This window comes from Balneola sp. (assembly GCA_002694685.1).
Taxonomy (GTDB): Bacteria; Bacteroidota; Rhodothermia; order Balneolales; family Balneolaceae; genus Gracilimonas.
Genome location: NZMW01000001.1, coordinates 569,400 through 593,908, shown reverse-complemented (window position 1 = coordinate 593,908; position 24,509 = coordinate 569,400). Strand labels below are relative to the sequence as shown.

Genomic DNA, 24,509 nt, shown 5'->3' with positions numbered 1-24,509 from the left:
ACAGCTAATTGAAAGCAATAAACAGAATTAACGAGTAGCAACTAAAACGAAATCCCCAAAGCCTGTACTTGCTTCAAATACAAAGGTACGGCTAGGATATTTCCATACTTCCAGCGTTTTACCACTTTCAGGAAATCTGCGTTCTTTATCTGATGGAGGGCCGTATTTGATGTACACTTCACCCTGATCACTTTCATGACCTAATGGGTTTTCCTGGCTTCCAAATTCTTTAAAGGCATAGTCGATACGGCGGTAATATTCAGCCATTAATTCATTGTAGACTGTCTTGGGAGTGGGATCTTTGCTATCCCAAAACTCTCTGAATTTTTCTTCTCTTTTCCTGTCGTTGCCTTCATTTAGTTTCTCAACTTCTTTCTCCGGAATTATATAATGAAGGTTGCTAATGGCTACATCAAGGTTGTAGAGACTTGCAGGCATATCCGGCCAGTAGGAACGGAAGAATTTTCTGGCTACAGGATTTTCATCGCCTTTCTTGCTTACAGATAAAAAGTAGGAGTCATTTTCTAAAGTACTTCCTGGAATATTGATGACTGCATAGGTGTAATCATTATTCCCTTGAGTCAACTGAAGAGTTGGCCGGTCTTTATTGATTAATTTCACGATAGAATTGGTAAAAATATTCTCCGTTTTTAAATCAGATGAAAAGATATTGTTACCCGAAGTAGTGTCTTTTCTGGAAGTTCTTGCTCGATTGACTTTAACCTGGTATTCGTCTGATTCTGAATACTTAGGCAGGCGAACAAGAACAATAAAGTCATCACCAAAAGGAACATTATCTTCCATATTCAATAATTCCAGCTGATTGTTATTTCTGGACCTGATGAAGATGATCTCGCCTGTTTCTTTGGTTGAAAGGTCAGGGATGCTAATTCCTTGTCTGGTCGTGTTTCTCTCATTTACTTCCTGCATCATTGCAAGCTGTAAGATGTAGTTATAGTTACCTGGCGCCAGTTGAGAGGTTAGATATCCGGAAGCATATTGTTTAGCAGATTGAGTTTGATCAAAATTCGATGCAAATAGGGTGTCCGTCCAGACATCTCTGGATACCGAATTTGCTGAAGGTTCGCCTCTTCGCTTTAGTTTGCCTTCAAAAATCTCATTGCTTAACCGAATAGTTGAATAAAATTCAGATCCCTCGGGAGCATCCAGATTATTATTTAAGGGCAATTTCTTAAATGGAATAAAATCATTATTGAATCTGAAGACGAAGGCAAGGGTTGAATTTCCATTCTCACCGGGAAGAATAATATCATCTATAAATATTGTAGGGCTTTGCGATCTCATTACCAGCTGGCGATAAGATACTCTTTGCGCAAAAATTGAGGTGGAAATTCCAATAAAAAGAAATAATACTATTAACCGCTTGCTCATGAAAGTCGCTTTTTTGAATGAATTAGGTAAATATCGGGGTTTACTCATTAAATATAATCCCTATTTTCAACGCAGCATTCGAATCAACATTATACAAACAATAAAGATAATAGAACATGAGCAGTGAATCCGGAAGCGCTACCAAGCATTGGTTACATAAAATAATTGAAGAATTTGGAGAACAGGAAGGTGAAATAAAGCTCGGAGGCGGTCAAAAGAGAATTGACAAAGAACACGGCAAAGGAAAATTAACTGCTCGTGAGCGAATCGAGACTCTCACTGATAAAGGCTCACGATTTTATGAACTGGGGCTTTGGGCTGGTTATGAGATGTATGAGGAACAAGGCGGATGTCCTTCCGGTGGTGTTGTCACTGGAATTGGAGAAGTAAGTGGGCGAAAATGTATGATCGTTGCCAACGATGCGACGGTTAAGGCAGGAGCCTGGTTTCCAATAACGGCGAAGAAAAATTTACGCGCTCAGGAAATTGCCATCGAAAACCACATTCCTTTAATCTATCTGGTAGACTCTGCAGGAGTTTTTCTGCCAATGCAGGATGAGATCTTTCCTGACAAAGATCACTTTGGACGCATGTTTAGGAATAATGCCATCATTTCCGCAAAAGGAATCCCGCAAATCGCGGCCATTATGGGAAGCTGTGTGGCCGGTGGCGCTTACTTACCCATTATGAGTGACGAAGCTCTGATTGTTGATGGAACAGGAAGTGTCTTTTTAGCCGGAAGCTATTTAGTGAAGGCGGCTATTGGTGAAGAAGTGGATAATGAAACACTGGGTGGAGCATCAACTCACACAGAAATTTCTGGAGTTACTGATTATAAAGTAGAAGATGATCAAGAATGCCTTTCTACCATCAGAGATTTGGTTGATAAGTTCGGGCCCTTTGAAACGGCAGGATTCAATAGATCTGAAAGTAAAGAGCCTGAACGTCCAGCAAGTGACGTTTTTGAGATTTTACCTGAGGCTCGGACAAGTCCTTATGATATGAATGAGCTTCTCAAGTGTATTATTGATGAGGATAGCTTCACAGAATTCAAGAAAGGATTTGGGCAAACTATTATTACTGGTTTTGCTCGCATTGACGGATGGTCGGTAGGAATTGTCGCTAACCAACGTACGGTGAGTCGTACCAAAAAAGGAGAAATGCAGATTGGGGGAGTGATCTATTCTGACAGTGCAGACAAAGCTGCCCGATTTATTATGAATTGTAACCAGAAGAAGATCCCGTTAATCTTTTTCCAGGATGTATCCGGATTTATGATTGGCAAACGAAGTGAGCATGGAGGTATCATAAAAGATGGTGCCAAAATGGTTAATGCGATGAGCAATAGCACCGTACCTAAAATCACTATTGTTGTGGGTAACAGCTATGGAGCAGGTAACTATGCCATGTGTGGGCGAGCTTATGATCCGCGATTCATGTATGCCTGGCCAACAGCTAATATTGCCGTGATGAGCGGTGCTTCGGCTTCGAAAACCCTGATGCAAATTCAAGTAGCTGCCATGAAGAAAAAAGGAAAAGAAGTCAGCGAAGAGGATCAGGAAAAGATCATGAAGAAAATTAGTGACCGCTACGATAAGCAAACAGACGTTCGGTATGCAGCTTCTCGTTTATGGGTTGATGGTATCATAAATCCACTGGAAACACGTGAGCGGATTTCGAGTGCGATTGAATGTGCAAACCTGAACCCCAACATCGAAGAGTTTAAGACCGGAGTGATGCAGACCTAAAATATCTGCTTTCTTATGATTTATGGGAATCTTATGGGTTCCCGGACACGTACCACAGTAAGAATTCAAATCGCTAAAAACTCTCAGATTGTACTACGACCTGCACAAACAAAATAATTTAGTATTTCTGGGAGTGGAAGCGAGCTTCACACTTATTGATTTTCTGCTGTTTTTTGCGAGCTTCTTATTGGGATTCGTATTCGCTCTATTCTTTTTGATCTTCGCAATTGCTGTTTTGATTAAGATATTTTCGAGGTATGAATTTGAATTCAATACCGATGACTACACTATCTCAAAGTACTACCGCTTTTTCAGTTATTTTCGTTTTAGAATGAGGACAATTGGTTTTGAGGAAGTAGAAGAGTTTTTGTTTTCAGATCATGATTCCGGAGAGGCACTTTTCAGTAAAGGAATGGAAAGGAAAGATTGGTTTACCCTTGATATTATGATGGATAACGGATACATGAGGTTGGTGAAATCAGAGAGGGACGAATTGGATCAACTCTTTGAATTATTTCAATTACTCGAAGATAGGCTGGATCTGTATTTTAAATTCAAAATGGACTTCGAATAAACCAGCCCAAAGCGTAATAAGAGTTTCTTTTGTGCAACCACGGATATATGTTCCAATAAGATGATTACACACACCCAAGCTATTATTTTACGGGCTATAGATTACCAGGAATCCAGCAAAATCTTAACAGTTTTGTCTGCAGAACATGGTAAGATTGCCCTTATTGCAAAGGGGGCTAAAAAGCCAAAAAACAAGCTGGCTGGTATTCTTGAAATTGGAGCAGTTCTGGATGTGGTTTATTATTATAAACAGACCAGAGGTGTACAGACCTTAACAGAAGCTTCTATCCATTATAGCACCAATAACTTCAGAAAAGATTTCGAAAGAGCCGCTGTCCTATATGCAACGCTTGAGATTGTTTCCCAGTTAGTGCACGAGCATGAAGTTAATGACGCCGTTTTTGAATTCACGCTAAACTTTATAGAGTGGTTAGGTGATGCTGAAGAAACTTACCCTTCAGTTTTTGCGTACGTGCAGCTGCGTTTGGCAGAAATTTCAGGTATTGGATTAATCAGCGGATTAACCGAGATTCCAAAGATTGCTTATTTAAACGTTTCCAGTGGAAATATTTCGGAACAGTCGGAAGAAGAATTGTCTTACAAACTAACAGAGGCACAAACTCGTTTTCTGATTTTAGGAATGTCCACTAAGAGTAAAAATATATTTAAAGTAGGATTAGAGAATGCTGAGCTCAAGCAACTTGTTCATCATTTAGATGTCTATTTTAAATATCATATTGATGGATATCAGGAAAGAAGGTCGGACGCTATTTTTGAACAGATGCTATAGGTAATTTTATGAAGAGAAAAGATTTAGTACTTACTGCAATTTTGCTAATCATGATTGGCATAACGGCTGGCACGCTTATCGCGTTATATACAATCAATGAAGAGCTTGCTCCATTGGCTGAAGTCAGAACCACAGAAATCACCCGAAGTGAATCACCATTTATAACTGACGAAGAATTAGAAGGAGCTGATGCACGGTTTTTGTTTAAAAAAATAGCCGAAGAAGTTACCCCTACTGTAGTTTATATCGAAGCTATTGTACCCATCGACGATGCCATTCCTAATAATGGCCAAGAATTTGATGAGGAAGAGGGAGAAAGTATTTGGGATCGTTTAATGCCAAGGCGTGCCCGAACGGTTGGGTCAGGAGTGTTGATTACGGGTGATGGTTATATCCTTACGAATTACCACGTTATTGAAGGTGCTGTTGAAAAGGGATTAAGAGTTGTTCTGAATGATAAAAGGGAGTATCCCGCGAAAGTGGTAGGTATCGACTCGAGTACTGATCTGGCTGTTATTAAAATCAATGGAGAAGATCTTCCTAAAGTAACTATTGGCGATTCAGAATCACTGGATGTTGGAGAATGGGTATTAGCTATTGGAAATCCTTTCAGGCTTCGCTCTACGGTTACCGCAGGTATAGTAAGTGCCTTAAGCAGGGATGTGCAAATCATTGATGACCAGATGAGAATTGAAAGCTTTATTCAAACAGATGCAGCCATTAATAAAGGAAATAGTGGCGGAGCTTTGGTAAATACCAGCGGACAGTTGATAGGTGTTAATACGGCTATAGCGTCTCAAACAGGTTCTTATCAAGGCTATGGGTTTGCAGTTCCGAGTAATCTGGCTATTAAAGTAGCGCGAGATTTGATTGAACATGGTCAGGTACAACGTGCACTGCTTGGGGTTTCAATTGCTGGGGTTGACTATGACAGAGCTCTGGAAAAAGGTATGAAAACTGTTCGGGGAGTTGAGATTTTAAGTGCATCAACGGACGGAGCCGCAGCGGAAGCAGGAATTGAACCCGGTGATGTGGTGCTCAGCGTAAATGGAAAAGAAGTGTATGAGGCCAATCAACTTCAGCAGCAGGTGGCGGTTATGCGCCCGGGTGAAGTAGTTAAGTTAAACATTCTTAGAAATGGGAAGGAGCTACAGAAAAACGTCACTTTGAAACTTCTTGAGACGGAACCCATTCCTGAAATCTCCGCTAATGAAGAACCGATTGAAACAATGGAAATTCCTGAAGGAGATAATGGCGGGGTGATGTATCAGGAATTTGATTTAGGCTTCCGCATTATGGCATTGGCTACAGCAGAAAATCCTGAGAAGTTTGACTTAATTGTTGATCAGGTCTATAAATATTCAGAGGCCTGGAATCGGGGTTTAAGAGAAGATCAGCAAATAATGAAAATAGAAGAAGAAAAGGTTGAAGATCTCTCAACTTTAGAAGAACTTATCGGCCGAAATCTAAATGATAAAGGAACGGTCACCCTCGAGATTATCAACAAGGATAATGCAAAAGGGTTTATCGAATTAAAAAGGAATTGAATGTCCAACAAAGTTAGGAATCTGCTCTTCATACTCTTATTTGCAGGAATTTTTACTGCCTGTTCATCTTCACAAAAATCTACCTCAGGTGATACTGGCGATGTAAGTTCTATCTATCCAGCCTGGTATTCACCATCTGGATTTAGCTCTGATTCCGCCTCATTCCATGGATTTGCAACCGCAATTTCCTCTGATTCAACCATCGCAATTGCTAATGCAGAACTTCAGGCTAGAGCCAATCTTGAAAGTGCCATTGCCGAGAAATTGGAAGAAGTACGAATATCCCTCGAGGAAGATGGTAACTCAGTTGCTACCAGAACTGATTTCATTCTTGCTCTCAGAAACGCACACAATGCGGTACAAGAAGCTGCAATAGAAGAAGAGGGAGAAGCAAGGTCTAAAGCAGGGTACTTTACGGGCTACTCAAAAGTATCCATCACCAAAAGTGAATTGAAGACTCTCTTAGAATCTGGATTTACTGGAAAAACCAGCTATTGGAATGCACTAAGTTCTTCAGCAGCTTTTACACAGGAAATGAATTGATTTTTGCTTATCGGTACCTGAAGACGAGCTCTAATTAGACTACAATCTTTATTTACAAAATTTAGATCAGCTCCGCTTTTATAATAGCTAATTAATTCAGTTATTTCGGCACCTTAACCCATAATCAGTACAGGTGCTATGAGAAAACACATTCTTTTGTTGGCGTTGCTGTTTTCGGGCTTTAGTCTTCAGGCAATACAAGCCCAGACTACACCCGCACACGCGCTTAAAAATATTACTATTCATAATGCTGATGGTTCAGTTACCGAATCCGCTACTATTGTTTGGCGAGATGGAGTGATTGAGGCTGTCGGAAGAAACGTAACGATACCTTTTGATGCATTTGAGATAGATGGCGGAGATAGTCTCCACGTATATCCCGGATTCATTGACGGCTTTTCTACTTGGGGAAGCCCAGAACCACCAAGGAATCTTCCGGAACTCGATAATCCAGGAGATCCCCCTTACGACCGCGCAGGAATTCAACCTGAACGCAAACCTTCGGTTCTATTAACGGAAGACAAGTCCTTTGAAGCTGGAATGAAAGCAGGATTTACATCTGCGGCCCTTTATCCAAATGGATACATGCTCCCGGGTCAGGTCGAGGTTTTTTACCTTGCCCCAGCAATTGAAAGTATAGGTCTGCTAAAAGAAAATTTAGCATTAGCCGGTTCTTTTGAAGAAGCGCCAGGCGGTTGGGGAAATGGAGCATATCCTTCCACAATGATGGGGGTGATGGCACAATTCCGACAAGTTATGTTTGATGCCACTGCTCTTCAGCAACACATGAAGTATTACACTCAGAATCCTGAAATGCCTGCTCCTAAGCGCGATCAGGTTTTGGAAGCAATGTTTCCTTTAGTAAATAAAACAACTCCGCTTTATTTCGAAGTTGATACGAAAGAACACATCGAGCGTTTACTGAAACTTCAGGATGAATTCGGTTTTAATGCTGTAATTGTCTCCGGTAAAGAAGCCTATGCAAAATCAGCTGAGCTTAAGAGACGCAATATTCCGGTTTTGGCAAGTATAGATTTTACTGAAGCTCCAGACTGGTACACAAAAATGAAAAAAGCAGAAGAATCTGACAAAGAAGAGGAAGAGTCTGCTGAAGAGATGGAAGAAATTTCGGAAGAAGAGCAGTCTTATCGTGATAAGCGATTGGAAGCCTGGAAAGCTGAAGTCACCAACATTAAGAAGTTGATGGACGCTGGTGTTTCAGTTGGTTATGCCTCTGCAGGACTTGAACTTAAAGATCTCTCTAAAAAACTGGAGATCCTGCTTGATGAAGGAGGGCTTTCAGAATCAGATGCTGTAAAACTTATGACTTCAAATACAGCTTCAATACTTGGGTTAGGCAATACCTTGGGAACTCTTACAAAAGGTAAAAATGCCAGCTTTACTGTGTTTGACAAAGCGATGTCTGAAGACAAAGCAAAAGTGCTGCACAGTATTTCAAACGGAACTATTCATGAATTTGAGGGAAACTAAGATGAAGAAACTAATTATACTTTTTGTTTTCGTCGCCTTTGGATTCAATGCTGAAGCTCAGGAAAAAGGCTCAGTACTTATCCAAAATGCAACGGTTATAAGCATAACAGATGGTGATCTCGAAGACACTGATGTGTTGATCAGAGACGGTGTTATCCAGGAAATTGGAAAAGACCTTAGAGCACCCCGCGGCGTGGAAACTATAGACGCTACCGGTAAATACCTGATGCCCGGCATTATTGATGCTCATTCTCACCTAAACGGTGTAGATATTAATGAAGGAAGAAATGTGGTTACTGCTGAAGTTACCATGGAAGAGTCGGTAGATCCCAATGAAGTGGGAATTTATCACGCGCTTGCAGGAGGCGCTACAACCATTCACTTAATGCACGGCTCTGCCAATGTAATTGGTGGACAGGGTGAGACACTTAAGCTTCGCTACGGTGCAACACAAGAAGGTATGAAGTTTGAGGATGCCCCTCGTACCATCAAATTTGCGCTAGGCGAAAACCCGACTCGGGTACATGGTCAGGGCAACGGTGTTCAGCCAAGAACCCGAATGGGTGTTGAGCAAGTAATTCGTGGTCACTTTGATGAAGCACTTGATTACAAACGTAAACGAGAAGCTTACCTCAGTGCAAAAGAACAATATGACAGAAGAGGGCGCGGAACGCCACCGGTACCAGTTGCCGAAAACCTTCGGTTTGAAGTTCTAAACGACATTATTGAGGGTGAGATACTTGTTCACTGTCACTCTTACCGTTCAGATGAAATACTAATGCTGATGCGTGTTTTTAAAGACTACGGTGTTGAAAACTACACTTTCCAGCATGCGAATGAAGCTTTTAAAGTAGCTCCCGAGTTAGCTAAGAACGGAGCTCACACTTCTGTTTTCTCTGATTGGTGGGCCTATAAGTTTGAGGTGTATTACTCAACCGCTTATAACGCTTCTATTTTGAATGCTAATGGCGTTATCAATTCGATCAACAGTGATAATAATCAGCTACTGCGTACGCTTAATCATGAAGCTTCTAAAGTAGTTCGATATGGAAACACTTCAGTAAATGATGCGCTTAAAATGATCACGCTTCACCCAGCCATTCAACTTGGTATTGACGATCGGGTAGGCAGTATTGAAGAAGGCAAAGACGGTGATGTTGTAGTTTGGAGTGGACATCCATTCAGTATCTACAGCAAAGCTGAAATGACCTTTGTAGACGGGACAAAGTATTTCGATCTGGAAAATGATTCCGATGACATGCGTATCCAAGTCAATCCGGGCACCGACTTCGAGGATGGTTCAAACTATCGGGAAATCGTTTCAAGTCGAGATGAAGATGCCTGCATGCAAGATGCATTCATTTTATTTCAAAACTAAACAGGAGACAGAATCATGAAGAAACTCAATATTTTTGTTTTTATAGCTGCTCTGCTGTTTGGTTTAACGGCCACAGCCGATGCACAGATTACAGAGAAACCTGAATTTGGTAAATTTGCCATTACAGGAGCTACCATTCATACCGTAACCAACGGAACAATTGAAGGTGGGGTCATTCTTATCGACGGGAAAAAGATAGTCCAAGTCGGTCAGAATGCTAAAATCACTCCAGACTACAAACAAATAGATGCTACGGGTAAACACGTTTATCCAGGATTTATTGACAGCTGGACTGCTTTAGGCCTGGTAGAAGTATCAGCTGTGGCAGTAACGGTTGATAATCGCGAGTTAGGTCAGTTCAATCCACATATGTTTGCCTTTACAGCTTTCAACCCACACAGTGCTTCTGTACCGGTGACCAGGGTTAGTGGAGTTACAACTGTGCTATCTCATCCAAGCTCAGGCACAATTGCTGGTAAAGCTGCTGTTATGGACCTTTGGGGATATTCTCCGGATTCCATGGCTGTTAAAAAGAGTGGAGCTTTGGTAATGTCTCTGCCTTCATCAGCAGGAGGAGGATGGTGGGACGACCGTTCTGAAAAAGAGATCAAAGAACAATATGATCGGGAAATTAAAGCAATCAATGATTTCATTGACAAGGCTCATTTCTATGATCAAATGATGAATGCCTACGAAGCCAATCCATCAGGCAAAACAAAGCCAGATTTCGATCCAAGAATGGATGCTATGCGTGAAGTTCTTTCCGGAGATGTTCCGGTTGTAATTTCAGTGAATCGTGAGCAAGCCATTTTGGACGCTATTGAATGGACAAAATCTCATGAGAACATGAACTTCGTATTTGCGGGAGTAGAAGAAGGATGGAGAGTTGCTGAAGAGATTGCTGAGGCAGGGATTCCGGTTCTTACAACTACATTATACACACCTGCACGGGATTATGATAACTACCGAAGACCGTACGAAAACCCGGGTCTCATGGCAGCTGCTGGCGTTAAAGTAGCTATCGTTTCTGACGATACCGAAAACTCCAGGAACGCTCCGTTTGAGGCTGGATATGCCGCAGCGTATGGTCTTGGAAAGGAAGAAGCCATTAAGGCACTTACTATTAATCCGGCCGAGATATTCGGTGTAGATGATATGATCGGTTCTCTGGAAGTCGGAAAGCAGGCTAACCTGTTTATCTCCGATGGTGATCCGCTTGAGCCAATGACTAATATTGAGCATGTGTTCATCAAAGGATATAAAATCCCGATGACAAGCCGTCACACTCAGCTTTACGATGAGTTTTTAGATCGTGATGCTGTAAACGAGTAGAACTCAATAGATTTAATGTTTTAAAAGCCCGCTTTTTTAAGTGGGCTTTTTTTATACCTGAACTTTTTACCAGCAGGATGTTTTAATATCCGTTGGGATATTTATTTTAATTTGAAGTTTAGGGTAAGAAGTTAGAGATTCTTTGAAGGGCATTTGTATTAACATATGAGATGTAAATGAAGTTGTTGATTAGTCTTGGGGTACTTATTTGGGGTTGTACTGTGGTAGCACATGCCCAACAAAGAATGCCCGCCATGAGTCTGGGTGATATAAGGAAGCAAATCCAAGAAGTAGAGCAACCTGAAGAGAAACTCAGAAAGTATGTAGAAATGGGGAATAGGTACCTTAGGAATACCCCCGATTCACTTTTTAAAATGGTTGATGATATTTATGCTCTGGAGGGAATAGAGGATGATCAGAAATTGGCTTTTTCTTCTCTGTTGAAGGCTAATGCTTGGCGGATTCTTAACGCCGATTCTACAATTTATTATGCTGAAAAGGCTTCTATTTCACTAAAGAGCATCAGGGAGCATAACTCCTACTTGGCAATGGAGAACCTGAAAGCATCACAGTATGAACGCCAAAACTCCTATATAAAAGCTGAGTCTTTGTATTTAAATGCCATTAATTACAGACTTGAGCTTGGCGAAAAGTCAGAGTTTCCTATTCATTTTTTATACGCTAACCTTGGAAATCTTTATGTACGAGTAGGGGCTCATGATTTAGCCATCGACATGTTTGAAAAGTTCATGGAGTTCGAAGATAATCCAGGTTCAAGATGCAACATAATGGCAAAATTAGGAGCGAGCTTTATAGAACTCCAGCAGTACACAAAAGCCATAGAAACGCTCAGCCCTTGTTTGGAGATAGAAAACCTCCCGCCACCAATTAAGGCTATCACTTATACAAATTTAAGCCAAATGTATAAGCTCACTGGAGATACATTACAGTCACTAGAGCTTATGGAAAGAGGGGCTTCTGTAAGCAGTCAGTATCGTATTCCAAATTTGGCGAATAGTCACCTGGTTCGGCTAGGAAAGTTTTATTTAGACTTAGATAGACTGGAAGAAGCTGATTCGATGGCTACAAAAATCAAGAACCCGGTCTTACCTTATTCAAGGCCAAATGAAGAAATAACAAAGTATGAGTTTTTATCGGCTGTAGAACTCAAGAAGAAGAATTACTCTGAAAGTTTGGAGTATGCAGAAAAAGCGATTGATTTAGCTAACCAGCATAACCTTAACTTGATACTACAGGAAATCTACGCCCTGAAGTCTGACGCTTTAGCGGGATTAGGACGAATGGATGAGGCTCTGAAAGCTGAAAGACAGCAAAGAATCCGGGATGAAGAAAAATTTAAATCTGAAAAAGAGAAGAGACTTTCCATGATGACAGTGCGGTATCAATTGCAGAATAAAGAGGATGCGTTGAATACAGCCAATCTTGAAATACAGAACATCAGGCTAAGAAATATGGCCATCATCATTTGTATGATATTGACAGCAGGGTATATCCTTTACAGGTATCGGGTGTATTATTTATTAAAAGAAGAACGGACAAGGAATCAAATTGCTAGAGATCTTCATGACGATTTAAGCGGTACCCTTAGCAGTATCAGCTTCTTTAGTGAAGCTGCACAAAGGGTTAGAAAAGACCCCAATGAATCTCAACGGTTTTTAGAGGTAATCACCAAAAGTGCTGTCGAAGCCAAAGAGAAGATTAATGATATCATTTGGGCTATCGATCCATCTAAAGACGATTGGTCTATATTTCTAAAGAAGTGTAAACGTTTTGCAGCAGATGTTTTAGATAGCAACGATATAACCTACTCTATGAATATTGATGATAGCTTTAGCTTTCCAGTAAAGCTCGAGGTCAGGCAAAATTTATGGCTCATTTTCAAAGAATGTGTTACGAATTTAAGTAAGCATTCAAGAGCTACAGAAGTTGAAATTACGCTGACGGAAGAAGGCGATGTAGTTTATATGAAAATAATAGACAATGGGGTAGGTTTTGATCCTGATAAAATCAAGAATGGGAATGGAATAAAGAATATCAGATATCGAGCCGAACAAATTGACGGTGAAGTTGAACTTATCACTGATGAAGGAGCCGGGACTACGTGGTCTTTTACCTTCAATGTATCCTGAGTTATTCATTTATAATTGAAAAATGAAGAGAATACTACCTATTTAGGTGGTTGTTTTCTCAGAAGCTTTTTCTATATATCATTAAAAATTACTGATGATCAATATTGTAATCATAGAAGACAACAAGTATATGAGGGAAGGATGGAAAACCATTCTTGATTTCGAGCCCGACCTATGCGTGATAGCTGATTATGAAAGTTGCGAAGATGCATTTGAAGATACTCAGCTGCAGAAAGCAAATGTGGTCCTTTTGGATATACAGTTACCCGGTATTCTGGGTACAGAAGGAGTAAAGATTATTAGAAAGAAGCACCCTGATATTACCGTGATGATGGTTACCATTCACGATGATGACGAGCGAATCTTTAAAGCTCTTAAAAACGGTGCTATTGGATATCTTTCAAAGAAAGTATCCCCTGAAGAGCTAATTGATGCCGTACACGTAGCGAATGAAGGAGGCTCTCCCATGAGTCCAAATATTGCCCGTAAGGTTATTAATTCATTTCATGGTGATAAGTCAGGGATCGAGCTTTCAGAAGCAGAGACGGACATTTTAAAACTTTTAGCTGAAGGCTCTTCTTATAAAGGGATATCTAAAGAAGTGTTCCTTTCGGTAGATGGTGTAAGGTACCACATAAGAAATATCTACAATAAACTAGAGGTAAGTAACAAAAGTGAAGCTGTTGCTAAAGCTTTGCGATATAAGCTTATTTGATTTTTCTGGAATTGGTCATCTGGAAAGAGCTTTTAAATACTGCATAAGTATGCAGTGTTTGGTAGAAAAAAAATATCGATACTAAGAAAGTATCAAAGTATAAATCAGGTTTGGGTTTTTTGGGGTACAGATTACCAAATCGATTTTATACATCTATACTAACCTAAAGAACTGCTAAAAGCCTGTCATTGAATATGACAGGCTTTTTTATTTCGCTTATCTATTAGTTAGCAATGAGAGCCTTTTGTGCTATGCTTCTTTAAAACTTCTATGACTAAAGAAGGCTCAACGGGAAGGCAAGTAAAGGAAAACATATAGCTTAACAATTAAAGTTCAAGCCTTAGATAAACTAAGGTCCTCAAATAAGAGAAGTTATCTTACTGTTGCAGAGATATTATTGTGACTATTAGAAAAGCAGATCCCTTAATAGGGGGAATAGGGGAATAAAAGTAAAACTCATTCATTATTTCTTAGTCTTAATATTATTTAAGACAGGATAGTTGTGAAGTTCAGGCCATTAAAAAAGGGGCTGCCAAAAGACAGCCCCCTTAAAGGTTGTTACTAAGTTAAGTTAACTTTACTTAATCAGCATTAGTTTTTTGGTTTGTACGAAATCTCCGGCAACTATTCGGTAGATGTACATTCCACTAGCGAGGTTTGCAGCATCGAACTGGACTTTATAAGTACCAGCGCTCTTCTGATCATTCACGAGTGTCATTACTTCTTGCCCAAGAGCGTTATAGACCTTCATGGTTACTTCGCTTGCTTCGGGAATACCGTACTGAATAGTTGTCGATGGGTTGAATGGATTCGGATAGTTCTGATCTAAATGGAACTCTTCAGGAATCACACTTTCACCTTCGTTAGATGTTACGGTCGGATCGATACCTACAGAGAAGGATACAGCATTTGCCTGGTTAAGGGCCATATCTGAAATGCCACCTTCGTAATAGTTCTCAATCTCGAAGTCATCTTTTCGACATACAGTTTCGCATTCATTCAGAGAATCTTCATCAAAGACAAAGTCTCCATTATGAACAACGAATTCATATCCGGAAACATCCAGCTCCTGATTGAATACTACCTCAAACATAATTCCCAAGGAATCGGCAGTGCTACCCTCATCTACAATGAAGTCACCTTCACTGTACTGCTTGAAGTAGCGCTTGAAGACGTCCTGAGAATAATGCCAGGTTCCAGTAGTTGTGTCGTAAACTCCGAATCTAACATCCGGCTCTACTAAATACACATCTACAAAGATCTCATCTAATGAAACGCCAGATCCAGGCTGATCTCCAGCCATCGCATCGGTTACATTGAAGGAGAGGGTATTCTTATGACCTGACTCAATCATATCCACAAACTGTACAGCACCTTGTGAAATAACTGGTTTCTTCTTATCCACAATGAAATCGTAAGTAACGTCTAATCGGTTACCATTTTCATTGGTGATTACGAAGCGAACGGTGTGTAACCCTTCATTCAGGTTCAAGTCTTCAATTGAATTATCAACTACGATTTTCCAACCATTCTGGAAGCCATCAGCAGAATATGTATCTGCACTAACAACTGAACCGTCAACTATTACCCAGTAATCATCAAAGCTATTCACTTTGTCATCAGTTACCGTGATTGATAGTTCATGATCTTCGTTAACATAAGGCTTATCAGCAGCCATTAGGGAAGTATTAACAACCGAAATAGAACCCGGATTGTTTACAACCGCACCTTCAAGTACTAGAGCAAACCTCTGTGTATTTGATGGCAGATTCTCCATACTGAAATGAACCATGTTATTCTCGGTATCGACTTCTTTTTCAAGAATATCCAAGAATACTATTTCGGTATCATTCAGTTCAGAATAACCCACACATAACTGTGCTAATTCGTCTTCAATAGATCCATCCTCATTTAAATCCATAACATCGTTAGGATCATATGTAATAGAGAAGTTTACCCTTCTTCCATCACGTACATCTCCTTTAAATGCGCGGAGGTAATAAGCAGTACCTATTTGTCCGTATTGAGCTTCGCTGTCATGTGTAAAGAATAAGCTTGAAGGATCTTCCTCAATAATGAGGTTAGCATTGTTTTCAAGGGTATTCTCGGTAATGTTAAGTTCGAAGTTACCGTTTGGTGAGGTAACAGAACCGCCATTCTGAGCAGCAACACGATTCACTTCAAGCATTTGGCGAGTCATAATGGTTTCGCCATTAGGCATGACCGTGGTGACATAAGCGTAAAACTTACCACCGGCTGTGATGTCAACACTTCCATCAAGATCGATAGCATCTCCATCATCAAGGAATCCAAGATAGTTGCCATCTATGGACTCAAGTGGGGAAGTGATACCGAAGTTGGTAGAGTAATCATAATCAGCCCATCTTGGATACATAGCATATTCTAAACTGTTTAGAGTAGAAAATGGGTTCTCGTCCGCAAGAAGGAAGAGGCTGATGTTATCGTTGGTGTTAATTGGAGCAATTTCAACTCGGATGTCATTGATATCTCCTCGTTCTCTGTAAAGAGATAAGTCAATGTCAGTGGTTGTGACCGGGGTGAAGGTACCCTGCATTTGAGTTACTTCAGGTCCGGCTTTTGCTCTTACATCATTGCTTTCTGCATGATTAATTACAAGTGTAGTAGAGTTTTGATACTCTGACTCGTAAAGCTCTTCAGATTCACCGGCTGTCAATCTGAAAGTCAGGTCACCCAGTGGCAACTGGAAATCTTCTAGATTCATCATGTCATATTTATAAGCATCGTATCCATTAGAAGTGAAGTAATCGAAGTCATCATCTTCAATGTAAGAAACTTGCTCATAGGTGGTTCCACCATCGGCAGAAACTTCCAGAATAACACTTCGGGTATATGGAGTAGCCTGGATGTATATATCACCATGCTCGTCACTCATACCTGTAATGTGTGCTCTTGGTCCAACAGTAGCAAATTCTACAGTACCTGCATTAGATCGGTTTCCATATGAATCAACTAGATATAGGGTTAGTTCATAAACAGCACCTTGATCTAAAGCATCAACATCAAGTGCGTATTCTGCACCTTCACCTTCCATTGTAGCAATGGTCTGATCTTGTTCAGATCGGAAGTTATCAGAATCACCAGGTTCTCTGGCGGCTTTTCTTCGAATATCGAGAACAGCTCTGTCAAAGTTATTCTCTTCTTCATCCAGTTCGAAACCAATGTTAACCGTTCCGCTCCAAACGTTAAAGTCACTAAAGTCTTGAGCTGCCCAATTATCTGAGTTGACAGGAGAGGAGGGATGCTCAATAGACATTCCGTTTACGGCGATTGTCCCGGTAGCTGGAATATCATCGTAGTAGACCGTAATGGTAGCTACTTCAGATGGATCATCCATATTACCGCTGATATTCTGGTAGATACCTGCAGAGTCAAAACCAACAGCACGGAAAGTGAATACACCTTCAACATTATCTATGTCAAATAAGGTTTCAAGAGTGGTTTCGTCAACTGTAGTTGAGAAAATACCATCACTTGATTCAGTAACTACAGAATCAAGTAATACCCATGAGGTATCTGCATCTTCTTCAACTGTAGGGTTGGTTGCTACAAACATACCTTCAAATAAAGTTCCGTATGCGTCTCCGTTATTGGCCGCATAAAGCTCAATATCTTCAGAACCGTGAAGGGTCGTATCAGGTTGTGCAAGAATAGCCACGCGCTCTGTGGTTCCGTTATGAGTGTTATCAAAACGGACGGCGTAGGCACTATCTTCTACTTCTACAAGATCACCGTCAAAGCGATCGTACTGATAGCCATATGTTCTTGTTCGGATTAAGTATTTCCCGTCATCATATTCTGCAGTTGGCAGACCATAAATAGGATTTGCTTGTACAGAGTCGTAAGGAAACACCATTATTTGAGTAAATGCAGTTGTATCCGTGTCAGTGTACGTTGCATACTCCAGGGCCACACTATCGATTAACTCTACTGTACTGTTTACAGTAAGTTCGAGCTCGAGAGTATCCCTTACAAGTTCTTCGGAAAAGTCATCATCAAGACCAATCCAAGGCAACTCGTTGTTGAAAATTTGAATGCTTCCTACATCAGGAGTTCCGATGTAATTTTCATTTTCATTTCCAAATACATCAGTGAAGTTAACCGTTAAATCGCCACCGCCAGGTGTAAGATTGATAGTTTCGTCACCATCATTATCTGGTATTTCAAACTCAACAGTATATGTGTCTGTTGTTTGAGCTGTGATAACACCGACGAGGGTTTCGCCGTCATACTCCAATTCAAACTCAGCTCCGTCATCTGCAATGTCATCTGCATAATGAGTAAACTCAAGAGTGAGAGTTTCACCTGCGTTAATAGGAGGGTAGTTACCATCAGCGTTATCAGCCAGAATATCTATTCCATTAACTTCGGAAAGGATATAATCAGCAGAAACGTTGTCCACATTAACCGGGAAGTACATTGGCATGCTTTCGTTACCGAGGTTATCGGTAGATGTTACGCGAAATACAACGGTTCCATCAAACAACTCATCAGTGGCATCGTCATCATAATCTTCCGAATCGAATGAGAACCGGAAAGGATAATCTTCTAATGTAGTGAGGTTAAAGAAATTTGTAGTAGAGTCAATTATCACACGTTGAACATCCACATCTAACTCATTTAAATCATCATCATCAGAATTAAACTGAATTCTGGTGTTATCTCCTGTAACATAATCTGTTCCACCAAAGTCAATAGCATCAAGCAGATCAATAGTTAAGCTTGGTGCGGTAGTATCGTAGAATACAGGGTTTACTCTGGTATCGAAAGTTGAGTTATCAGCATTAGTGACAACTGCACCTACATAATACATTCCGCCATCAGTTAGCCCAAGGCTAGCAGGAGTATCAAAAACACCATTTAAATCCGCATCATCTAAAGTATAAGTGGTATCAGGGCTACTAAGATCTGCATTTGCTGACAGATAAATAGTGGCTCCGGTATACTCACCTTCTTTATTTGGAGTCAACTGAACAGTAATATCATCATTGAATGCAGTGTGTGGATAAGGCTGCATCAGATAGTAATCATCTGTGTTAAAGTCAGCGATATCGATATTATCAGTATCAGTAGCTGAGTTACCAGCTGCATCAGTTACCTCGAGTGAGATATTACCGTTACTTTGTGTATTAGGTTTGAGATTCACGTTAAATACAAAGCTTGTATCTCCAACTACGGTAAGTCTTCCTGCATCTTCGTGTTCCTCAATAGTACCGGAAAAACTCTCTCCGAAAAGTGTGAGATCGAAGTTGTAGTCATCCCTTAAACTGTCTGCACTTAGATATGTGTCCCGAACATCATAAATAAGAGTGTTGGTACCCGTGTTCGCATTTGGAATAACATCTTCCGTAGGATCTGCACCATCAATAGTCAGTAATTCTACAGTGGGAGCAGTATTGTCATTGACAAGTGGTGTTAGTTGAGTTTCAGTCTCATTTCCTGCTCCATCAGTTATATCAACATCGATGGTTGGGTTAGTTGGTGAGTCAGGGACATATTCTGTGAAATCAACCAAGAAAATGAAGGTATAATCTAAAGAATCATTCCTTGTAGTATCAATCAGAGCTCCTGAATTAAAGTGGTCTGTTATCGATCCGGAGGCAGTAAAAGTAGTATCAAGCCCATCAAATACAGATAACTCTATTTCAAAATCATCATTCGAATAGTCGATAAAATCATCTTGGATTTGAACACTAAGGGTGTCACCACCAATTCTAGGTTCATTGCTAACATAATTGATTAACTGTGTTGATGCAGCAACTGGGTTGTCGTCATCAATATATACATCAACGTAAATTTCTCCGTTAAGTACAGAGGCATTATTTGGATCGTTGTCATCATCCACATATGCTCGCGCTCTTATTGTATAGAAATTAGATGTATTCGGTGCAAAAGTACCCTCGTAGGTATTTTCTATTGCTAATCCGGTAGTTGAAAAAGATTCATCGGAAGCAAATGCAGGTGTAAAAGCACCATCCGCATCAGTCCCTTTTTGATAAATTTGAACGAAATTGAGTGTATCGCCTTGAGCGAATACATCAACCTCTATATAATCCAAGCTGTCTGTTAAAACAGAAGGATCTATATCAAATTGAAACACCGATGTATTAGTGCCCAAAATTTGAGCCGAATCTGGTGCGACAAATGTGTCGTCAAATACTCCATCCTGAGAATACGCGTACTGCGTTCCCAAAAAGAGCATAATTATTGCATACAGAAATGGTAGAAATCTAGATCTCATGATTACCCCTTTGTATTATTTTATGTTTTATTTGTACCTGTCCAAATGTTTTTAAAACCCCGTAACAAGTGGAAGGCGTCGATTAAATAACAATTTATTATGTAAGGTTCACTACCTGACTATGTAGTTTAATGATTACATAATGTTGCAATGTGTAAATCTTAACTAATTGAGTCAAGTTAAATTTGTAAGCGCTTTTCTGGTTCTCTAACAACCAAAAAAGGGTGCTTGCTAGAAAGAGTAGTGAAAAATAGGTTCTTGCATTCGCTTGACTTACTACCAATTTAAAGCGTACTTCAACCGCATAATCATGTATTGAATGTTCTTGCAAATTTCATGACACTTAATTCAACCCAAACAATAGATTGAACCAATGAAAATTGATTTATTTAATAAACTAGATACAGATATAGAGATCGGGGCGGTCAGTAGCTTGAGTTCTAAATTCAAGTTTAAAAACCTAAAGAAAAAAACACATGGTGATTTTCAAGACAAAGACAAATATGTTGCTTTTAGAGTACCAAATGGTCAGGGTTTTGAACTAAGTTGTAACACAAATCTCATCTTTCGATTCATTCAATGCATTCCCAAAGATCCTGATAATGATTTTAAGGATACCTATATATTTCAGGTTACTAACTTTCAATTAAGTAAAAATAATAAGGAAGTTTTGGACAGTCATGATGTGGATGTAGACCCACCACAATCAGGTAGACCATAAGGAGAAAAATAACCGGAAATAAGTAGCAACGGTTACTTTTTATGAAAGCACTTCTATCTGTTTTTACAATGTTCCTTTTATTCCCTCTTTTTACTACGGCACAAGGGTTTAAAGAGGGATTGCCAAATATTCGAAACTATGCCCCGGAAGAATATGATGGGCATAGTCAGAATTGGGCATTTGCTGAAGATTCAAATGGAGTGCTGTACTTTTCAAACCTTCAGAACGTCATTCGGTATGACGGGGTAAACTGGAAAAAAATCAGTATTCCCAATGGGCGATCTTACTCAATTAGTGCTACCAGCTCCGGCAAAGTATTTGTTGGTGGTACGGATGAGTTTGGATACTTAGGTAAACCAACATCAGCCGGTGAAGCAACCACTGAGTATTTCTCACTTAGAAATCTGGTGCCGGATTCTCTGGATATTGGTCGAATCTTTGATCTAGCTTCTCAGGGTGACAATCTTTACTTCCAATCCGGATCAGTGTTAATTACTTATGACGGTGATTCTCTTCAAACAATCAAACCCAATGTCTGGTTTTCGTCTATCCATACCAGAGCCAATCGTGTTTTTGTACGGGATGCCTTAGAGGGTATAAAAGAATTAAAAGGCAATACTCTTAGCCTCGTTCCCGGTGGAGAATACTTCGCTGAAAGAAGTTTTTTTGGGTTCTTTGAAATTGGGGATTCTGACTTCTACTGCAGTAGCTCAAAATGCTTTGTTTATGATGGGCAAAACTTTGAACCCTTTCATACAGAGGCTGATCAGTATTTTGAAGATAACTTTCTAGATGAAGCCATCGCCCTTCAGGACAGTACAATTGCTATTGCTACCCGAACAGGTGGGGTTGTACATCTTAGTGCAGAGGGAGAAATATTAAATATTATTGATACTGAAAGTGGTCTAATTAGCAATACCGTTTATGGAGTCTATGAAGATAGAAATGGTAGTGTTTGGGCGGCTACAGTGGCTGGGATTTCAAGAATTGATTTTGGACTTCCATTAAGAAGTTTCGATGAGAGAATGGGTATTGAAGGCTCTATGTATGATATTTTGAAATTTAACAACTCTTTCTTCATTTCTTCATCGGAAGGCATGTATCAATTTGATCAGAAAGGTATAGTTGAGAAGACAGAGTTTAGTGCAAGTTGTGGACAGATAAAAGAGATAGAAAATGCGCTATATGTTGTTTGTGGTGAGAACCTTTACAAAAAGTCTTTAGATGGGTACCAAGAAATTGTAAATAAAGATGTGTTAAAATTCGATAAGCTTAGTGATAAAGATGTTTTTGTATTAGCGTATGAAGGGGGAATATGGATTGGAAAAGAAACAGGAAATAGCATTGAGCCGATCTATGAAATTGATGCAGATGTTTCTATACCGGTTTCTGTTTATGTAGATGACCTTAACCAAATTTGGGTTGGAAGTACAACTTCGGGATTGACTAAAGTTGTGCTGGAATGGGAGGGTGATCAAGTTATTAGCCATAAAGTTGATTCATTTTTTCTGGACATAGAGAATGGTGAAGATGATCGGAGAATTCACGTAACTGATTTAAATGGTGCTCCTGCTTTTTTAACCTGGGGTAAGGGTATACAAACTTTAGATCCTGAAACTGGAGAATTTGTTCAGGATAAGCGATATGGAGAATTTTTTTCGGATACCACAAACCAATTTTTCTGGGCAGAAGAGGACGTTGATGGAGATATATGGTTTAGGGCTGCAGGAGAGTATCAAGGAGCTTTGTTACAACCTGATGGGACTTATAAGATGTATGAAGCAGCTCTCAAGTTAATTGATAAACCCCAGAGTAATGGAATTTATGCAGACGGAACTGGAGTTATTTGGTATGTAACCGGAGACGGGTTAGTTAGCTTTAAAAAGAACGACAGGTTTGATTCCTTGGAAAAAGATCATCTTCAAATAAATGAAGTGTTAGTACGCAACGACTCTTTGATTAATGGAGGGAGTGAAACTGAGAAGCCTGTTCTTAGATACAGTGAAAATGAACTCCGGTTTACCTATGCTGCCGCTTCTTACTTTAAAGCGGAGGATACCGAATATAGATTTAGACTAGAAGGGTTTGATCAAACGTGGTCTAATTGGACCTCTGAAACGCAAAAAGACTATACCAATATTCCTGAAGGAGAATACAGTTTTAAAGTACAGGCACGTAATATTTTTGATGTTGTGAGTGAATCGGAGTCCTTCTCCTTTGAAGTATTACCCCCATGGTATCGAACATGGTGGGCGTATTTACTCTATACTTTCGGGGTTGCCGGGTTTTTATATATGCTTTATAAAATCAGGATTAACCAAATTATGAGGGTTCAGCGTATTCGAAACAATATTGCCAGCGACCTTCATGATGAGGTTAGTGCCACCCTGAGCAGTATCAGCTATTTTGCACAAGCTATAAAAAGTGATTCTGTCACCAAGGACAAAAATCGGTTCGTGGATCTTATTGCCAACAGTGCGGGAGATGCCAAAGAGAAGATCTCAGATATTGTATGGGCAATTAACCCTGAACATGATGACTGGCAGGGATTCTTATCTAAATGCCGGCGATTTGCTTCCGACCTTTTAGAAAGCAAAGAAATAGAATACAGTCTTAAAATTGATGAATACATTCCGGGAAAACTGGATATGCAGTTTCGCCAGCACCTCTGGCTGATTTTTAAGGAAATGGTAACCAATGCAGTTCGTCATTCTGATGCAAAGAACCTGGATGTGATCCTGAAAAATGAACAAGGAACACTTAAGCTTGTTGTACAAGATGATGGGCAGGGAATGGATGTCGATAAAGTGAAAAAAGGAAACGGATTGGTTAATATTCAAAAAAGAGTAGATCAGATTAAGGGTGAGATCTCCTTAAAAACTTCGGAAGGTTTTGGAACACGCTGGATTCTGAAAGTCCCTTTGTAGTAAGACCACATAGGTATGTAGTGGGATTCGTAGCATTACATCCTATATTTGAAACAGGGAAAACATTAATACAAATAAGCTTACCGTGATAAAAGTTGGAATAATTGAAGACAATGAATACATGCGAGAGGGATGGGAAACGTTTATTGATCATGAAAAAGACTTAACGGTTATAGGAACTTTTGGATCGTGTGAAGAGGCCTTTGAATCTGAACAAATCAATAAGATTGATTTGGCAATTATGGATATTGGCTTGCCTGGAATGACAGGCATCGAGGGTGTAAAATACATGCGGGAGCATCATCCCGATGTTAACATTATAATGGCTACTGTACATGACGATGATGACCACATCTTTGACGCGCTAAAAGCAGGAGCTGTTGGCTACCTGATGAAAAAAGTTACTCCTGATGAACTAGTACACGCTATTCGTGATGCCCAAAACGGAGGCTCACCCATTACACCTAATATAGCACGGAAGGTTATTGCTACTTTCCAAAGAGCCGCAGATTTAGAAGAAGAACTTTCCGATAGAGAGCTCCAGATTTTAGAACAGCTTGCAACAGGCCGATCATATGCTGCAATAGGGAAGAAGATATTTTTATCGGTTGATGGAGTTCGCCACCATATCCGCAATATCTATCAAAAACTGGAAGTTCATTCACGCTCTGAAGCAATTGCAAAAGGCATCAGCAAAAAGTTAATTAATCCTGGTACGAATTAGAATAAGAAGCTATTTCTTAGGTATTCAGGCTGTTTAAATTCAGTTATTTTCTCAAAACCACATCATCATGCGGTTATTAAACGCCACAGTTTTTTTATGTTGAATCAGTTAGTCCTTCCAAGACATAACTAACCTAATAGATTAAACCCTGCTTTTTGAAAAAGGCGGGGTTTTTTTATTTCACATGCAGTGAAAATA

At 39.9% G+C, this 24,509-nt stretch carries 15 protein-coding genes; 13 read left to right on the top strand and 2 right to left on the bottom strand.

Annotation, left to right across the window (positions count from 1 at the left end; translation table 11 throughout):
• Positions 1-27: 27 nt before the first annotated feature.
• A complete protein-coding gene (locus tag CL667_02545) occupies positions 28-1,440 on the bottom strand; it encodes a hypothetical protein (GenBank protein MAL16565.1) in 1,413 nt (470 codons plus the stop codon).
• A gap of 68 nt (positions 1,441-1,508) precedes the next feature.
• On the opposite strand from CL667_02545, the gene CL667_02540 reads away from it, so the two are divergent.
• The 10 genes from CL667_02540 (at position 1,509) to CL667_02495 (ending at position 13,659) form a co-directional block, all read left to right on the top strand.
• On the top strand, positions 1,509-3,140 hold the full coding sequence (locus CL667_02540) for a methylcrotonoyl-CoA carboxylase (GenBank protein ID MAL16564.1): 1,632 nt from the start codon (positions 1,509-1,511) through the stop codon (positions 3,138-3,140).
• 133 nt (positions 3,141-3,273) lie between these two features.
• Entirely contained in the window at positions 3,274-3,714 is a 441-nt protein-coding gene (locus tag CL667_02535; protein MAL16563.1) for a hypothetical protein, read from the top strand.
• A gap of 60 nt (positions 3,715-3,774) precedes the next feature.
• Positions 3,775-4,503, top strand: coding sequence for a DNA repair protein RecO (gene recO / locus CL667_02530; protein ID MAL16562.1), 729 nt, complete (start codon positions 3,775-3,777; stop codon positions 4,501-4,503).
• A gap of 8 nt (positions 4,504-4,511) precedes the next feature.
• Positions 4,512-6,050 (top strand): hypothetical protein, encoded by a 1,539-nt coding sequence (locus CL667_02525; GenBank protein MAL16561.1) that lies wholly within the window; start codon positions 4,512-4,514, stop codon positions 6,048-6,050.
• Complete coding sequence (locus tag CL667_02520) at positions 6,051-6,593, top strand: hypothetical protein (protein ID MAL16560.1); 543 nt, start codon at positions 6,051-6,053, stop codon at positions 6,591-6,593.
• A gap of 138 nt (positions 6,594-6,731) precedes the next feature.
• Complete coding sequence (locus CL667_02515; GenBank protein ID MAL16559.1) at positions 6,732-8,084, top strand: hypothetical protein; 1,353 nt, start codon at positions 6,732-6,734, stop codon at positions 8,082-8,084.
• A 1-nt stretch (position 8,085) separates the two neighbouring features.
• Positions 8,086-9,462 (top strand): amidohydrolase, encoded by a 1,377-nt coding sequence (locus tag CL667_02510; GenBank protein ID MAL16558.1) that lies wholly within the window; start codon positions 8,086-8,088, stop codon positions 9,460-9,462.
• 15 nt (positions 9,463-9,477) lie between these two features.
• Positions 9,478-10,794 (top strand): amidohydrolase, encoded by a 1,317-nt coding sequence (locus CL667_02505; GenBank protein ID MAL16557.1) that lies wholly within the window; start codon positions 9,478-9,480, stop codon positions 10,792-10,794.
• A 176-nt stretch (positions 10,795-10,970) separates the two neighbouring features.
• A complete protein-coding gene (locus CL667_02500; GenBank protein ID MAL16556.1) occupies positions 10,971-12,944 on the top strand; it encodes a hypothetical protein in 1,974 nt (657 codons plus the stop codon).
• Positions 12,945-13,038: 94 nt separating this feature from the next.
• On the top strand, positions 13,039-13,659 hold the full coding sequence (locus CL667_02495; protein MAL16555.1) for a DNA-binding response regulator: 621 nt from the start codon (positions 13,039-13,041) through the stop codon (positions 13,657-13,659).
• A 577-nt stretch (positions 13,660-14,236) separates the two neighbouring features.
• Here the strand turns inward: CL667_02495 and CL667_02490 are convergent.
• Positions 14,237-19,939: a hypothetical protein gene (locus CL667_02490; protein ID MAL16554.1), complete on the bottom strand. Its 5,703-nt coding sequence runs from the start codon at positions 19,937-19,939 to the stop codon at positions 14,237-14,239.
• 373 nt (positions 19,940-20,312) lie between these two features.
• Here CL667_02490 and CL667_02485 point away from each other — a divergent pair, with 373 nt between their 5' ends.
• From CL667_02485 to CL667_02475, 3 genes are all read left to right on the top strand, one after another.
• A complete protein-coding gene (locus CL667_02485; GenBank protein MAL16553.1) occupies positions 20,313-20,660 on the top strand; it encodes a hypothetical protein in 348 nt (115 codons plus the stop codon).
• Between the two features lie 41 nt (positions 20,661-20,701).
• Positions 20,702-23,587: a hypothetical protein gene (locus CL667_02480; GenBank protein MAL16552.1), complete on the top strand. Its 2,886-nt coding sequence runs from the start codon at positions 20,702-20,704 to the stop codon at positions 23,585-23,587.
• Positions 23,588-23,651: 64 nt separating this feature from the next.
• Entirely contained in the window at positions 23,652-24,311 is a 660-nt protein-coding gene (locus tag CL667_02475; protein ID MAL16551.1) for a DNA-binding response regulator, read from the top strand.
• The last annotated feature ends 198 nt before the right edge of the window (positions 24,312-24,509 follow it).

Excerpts from the sequence above, each read along its gene's own strand:
- CL667_02545 (MAL16565.1), bottom strand. The coding sequence starts at position 1,440 with ATGAGTAAACCCCGATATTTACCTAATTCATTCAAAAAAGCGACTTTC.
- CL667_02540 (MAL16564.1), top strand. The coding sequence starts at position 1,509 with ATGAGCAGTGAATCCGGAAGCGCTACCAAGCATTGGTTACATAAAATA.
- recO (MAL16562.1), top strand. The coding sequence starts at position 3,775 with ATGATTACACACACCCAAGCTATTATTTTACGGGCTATAGATTACCAG.
- CL667_02525 (MAL16561.1), top strand. The coding sequence starts at position 4,512 with ATGAAGAGAAAAGATTTAGTACTTACTGCAATTTTGCTAATCATGATT.
- CL667_02520 (MAL16560.1), top strand. The coding sequence starts at position 6,051 with ATGTCCAACAAAGTTAGGAATCTGCTCTTCATACTCTTATTTGCAGGA.
- CL667_02515 (MAL16559.1), top strand. The coding sequence starts at position 6,732 with ATGAGAAAACACATTCTTTTGTTGGCGTTGCTGTTTTCGGGCTTTAGT.
- CL667_02510 (MAL16558.1), top strand. The coding sequence starts at position 8,086 with ATGAAGAAACTAATTATACTTTTTGTTTTCGTCGCCTTTGGATTCAAT.
- CL667_02505 (MAL16557.1), top strand. The coding sequence starts at position 9,478 with ATGAAGAAACTCAATATTTTTGTTTTTATAGCTGCTCTGCTGTTTGGT.
- CL667_02500 (MAL16556.1), top strand. The coding sequence starts at position 10,971 with ATGAAGTTGTTGATTAGTCTTGGGGTACTTATTTGGGGTTGTACTGTG.
- CL667_02495 (MAL16555.1), top strand. The coding sequence starts at position 13,039 with ATGATCAATATTGTAATCATAGAAGACAACAAGTATATGAGGGAAGGA.
- CL667_02490 (MAL16554.1), bottom strand. The coding sequence starts at position 19,939 with ATGAGATCTAGATTTCTACCATTTCTGTATGCAATAATTATGCTCTTT.
- CL667_02485 (MAL16553.1), top strand. The coding sequence starts at position 20,313 with ATGAAAATTGATTTATTTAATAAACTAGATACAGATATAGAGATCGGG.
- CL667_02480 (MAL16552.1), top strand. The coding sequence starts at position 20,702 with ATGAAAGCACTTCTATCTGTTTTTACAATGTTCCTTTTATTCCCTCTT.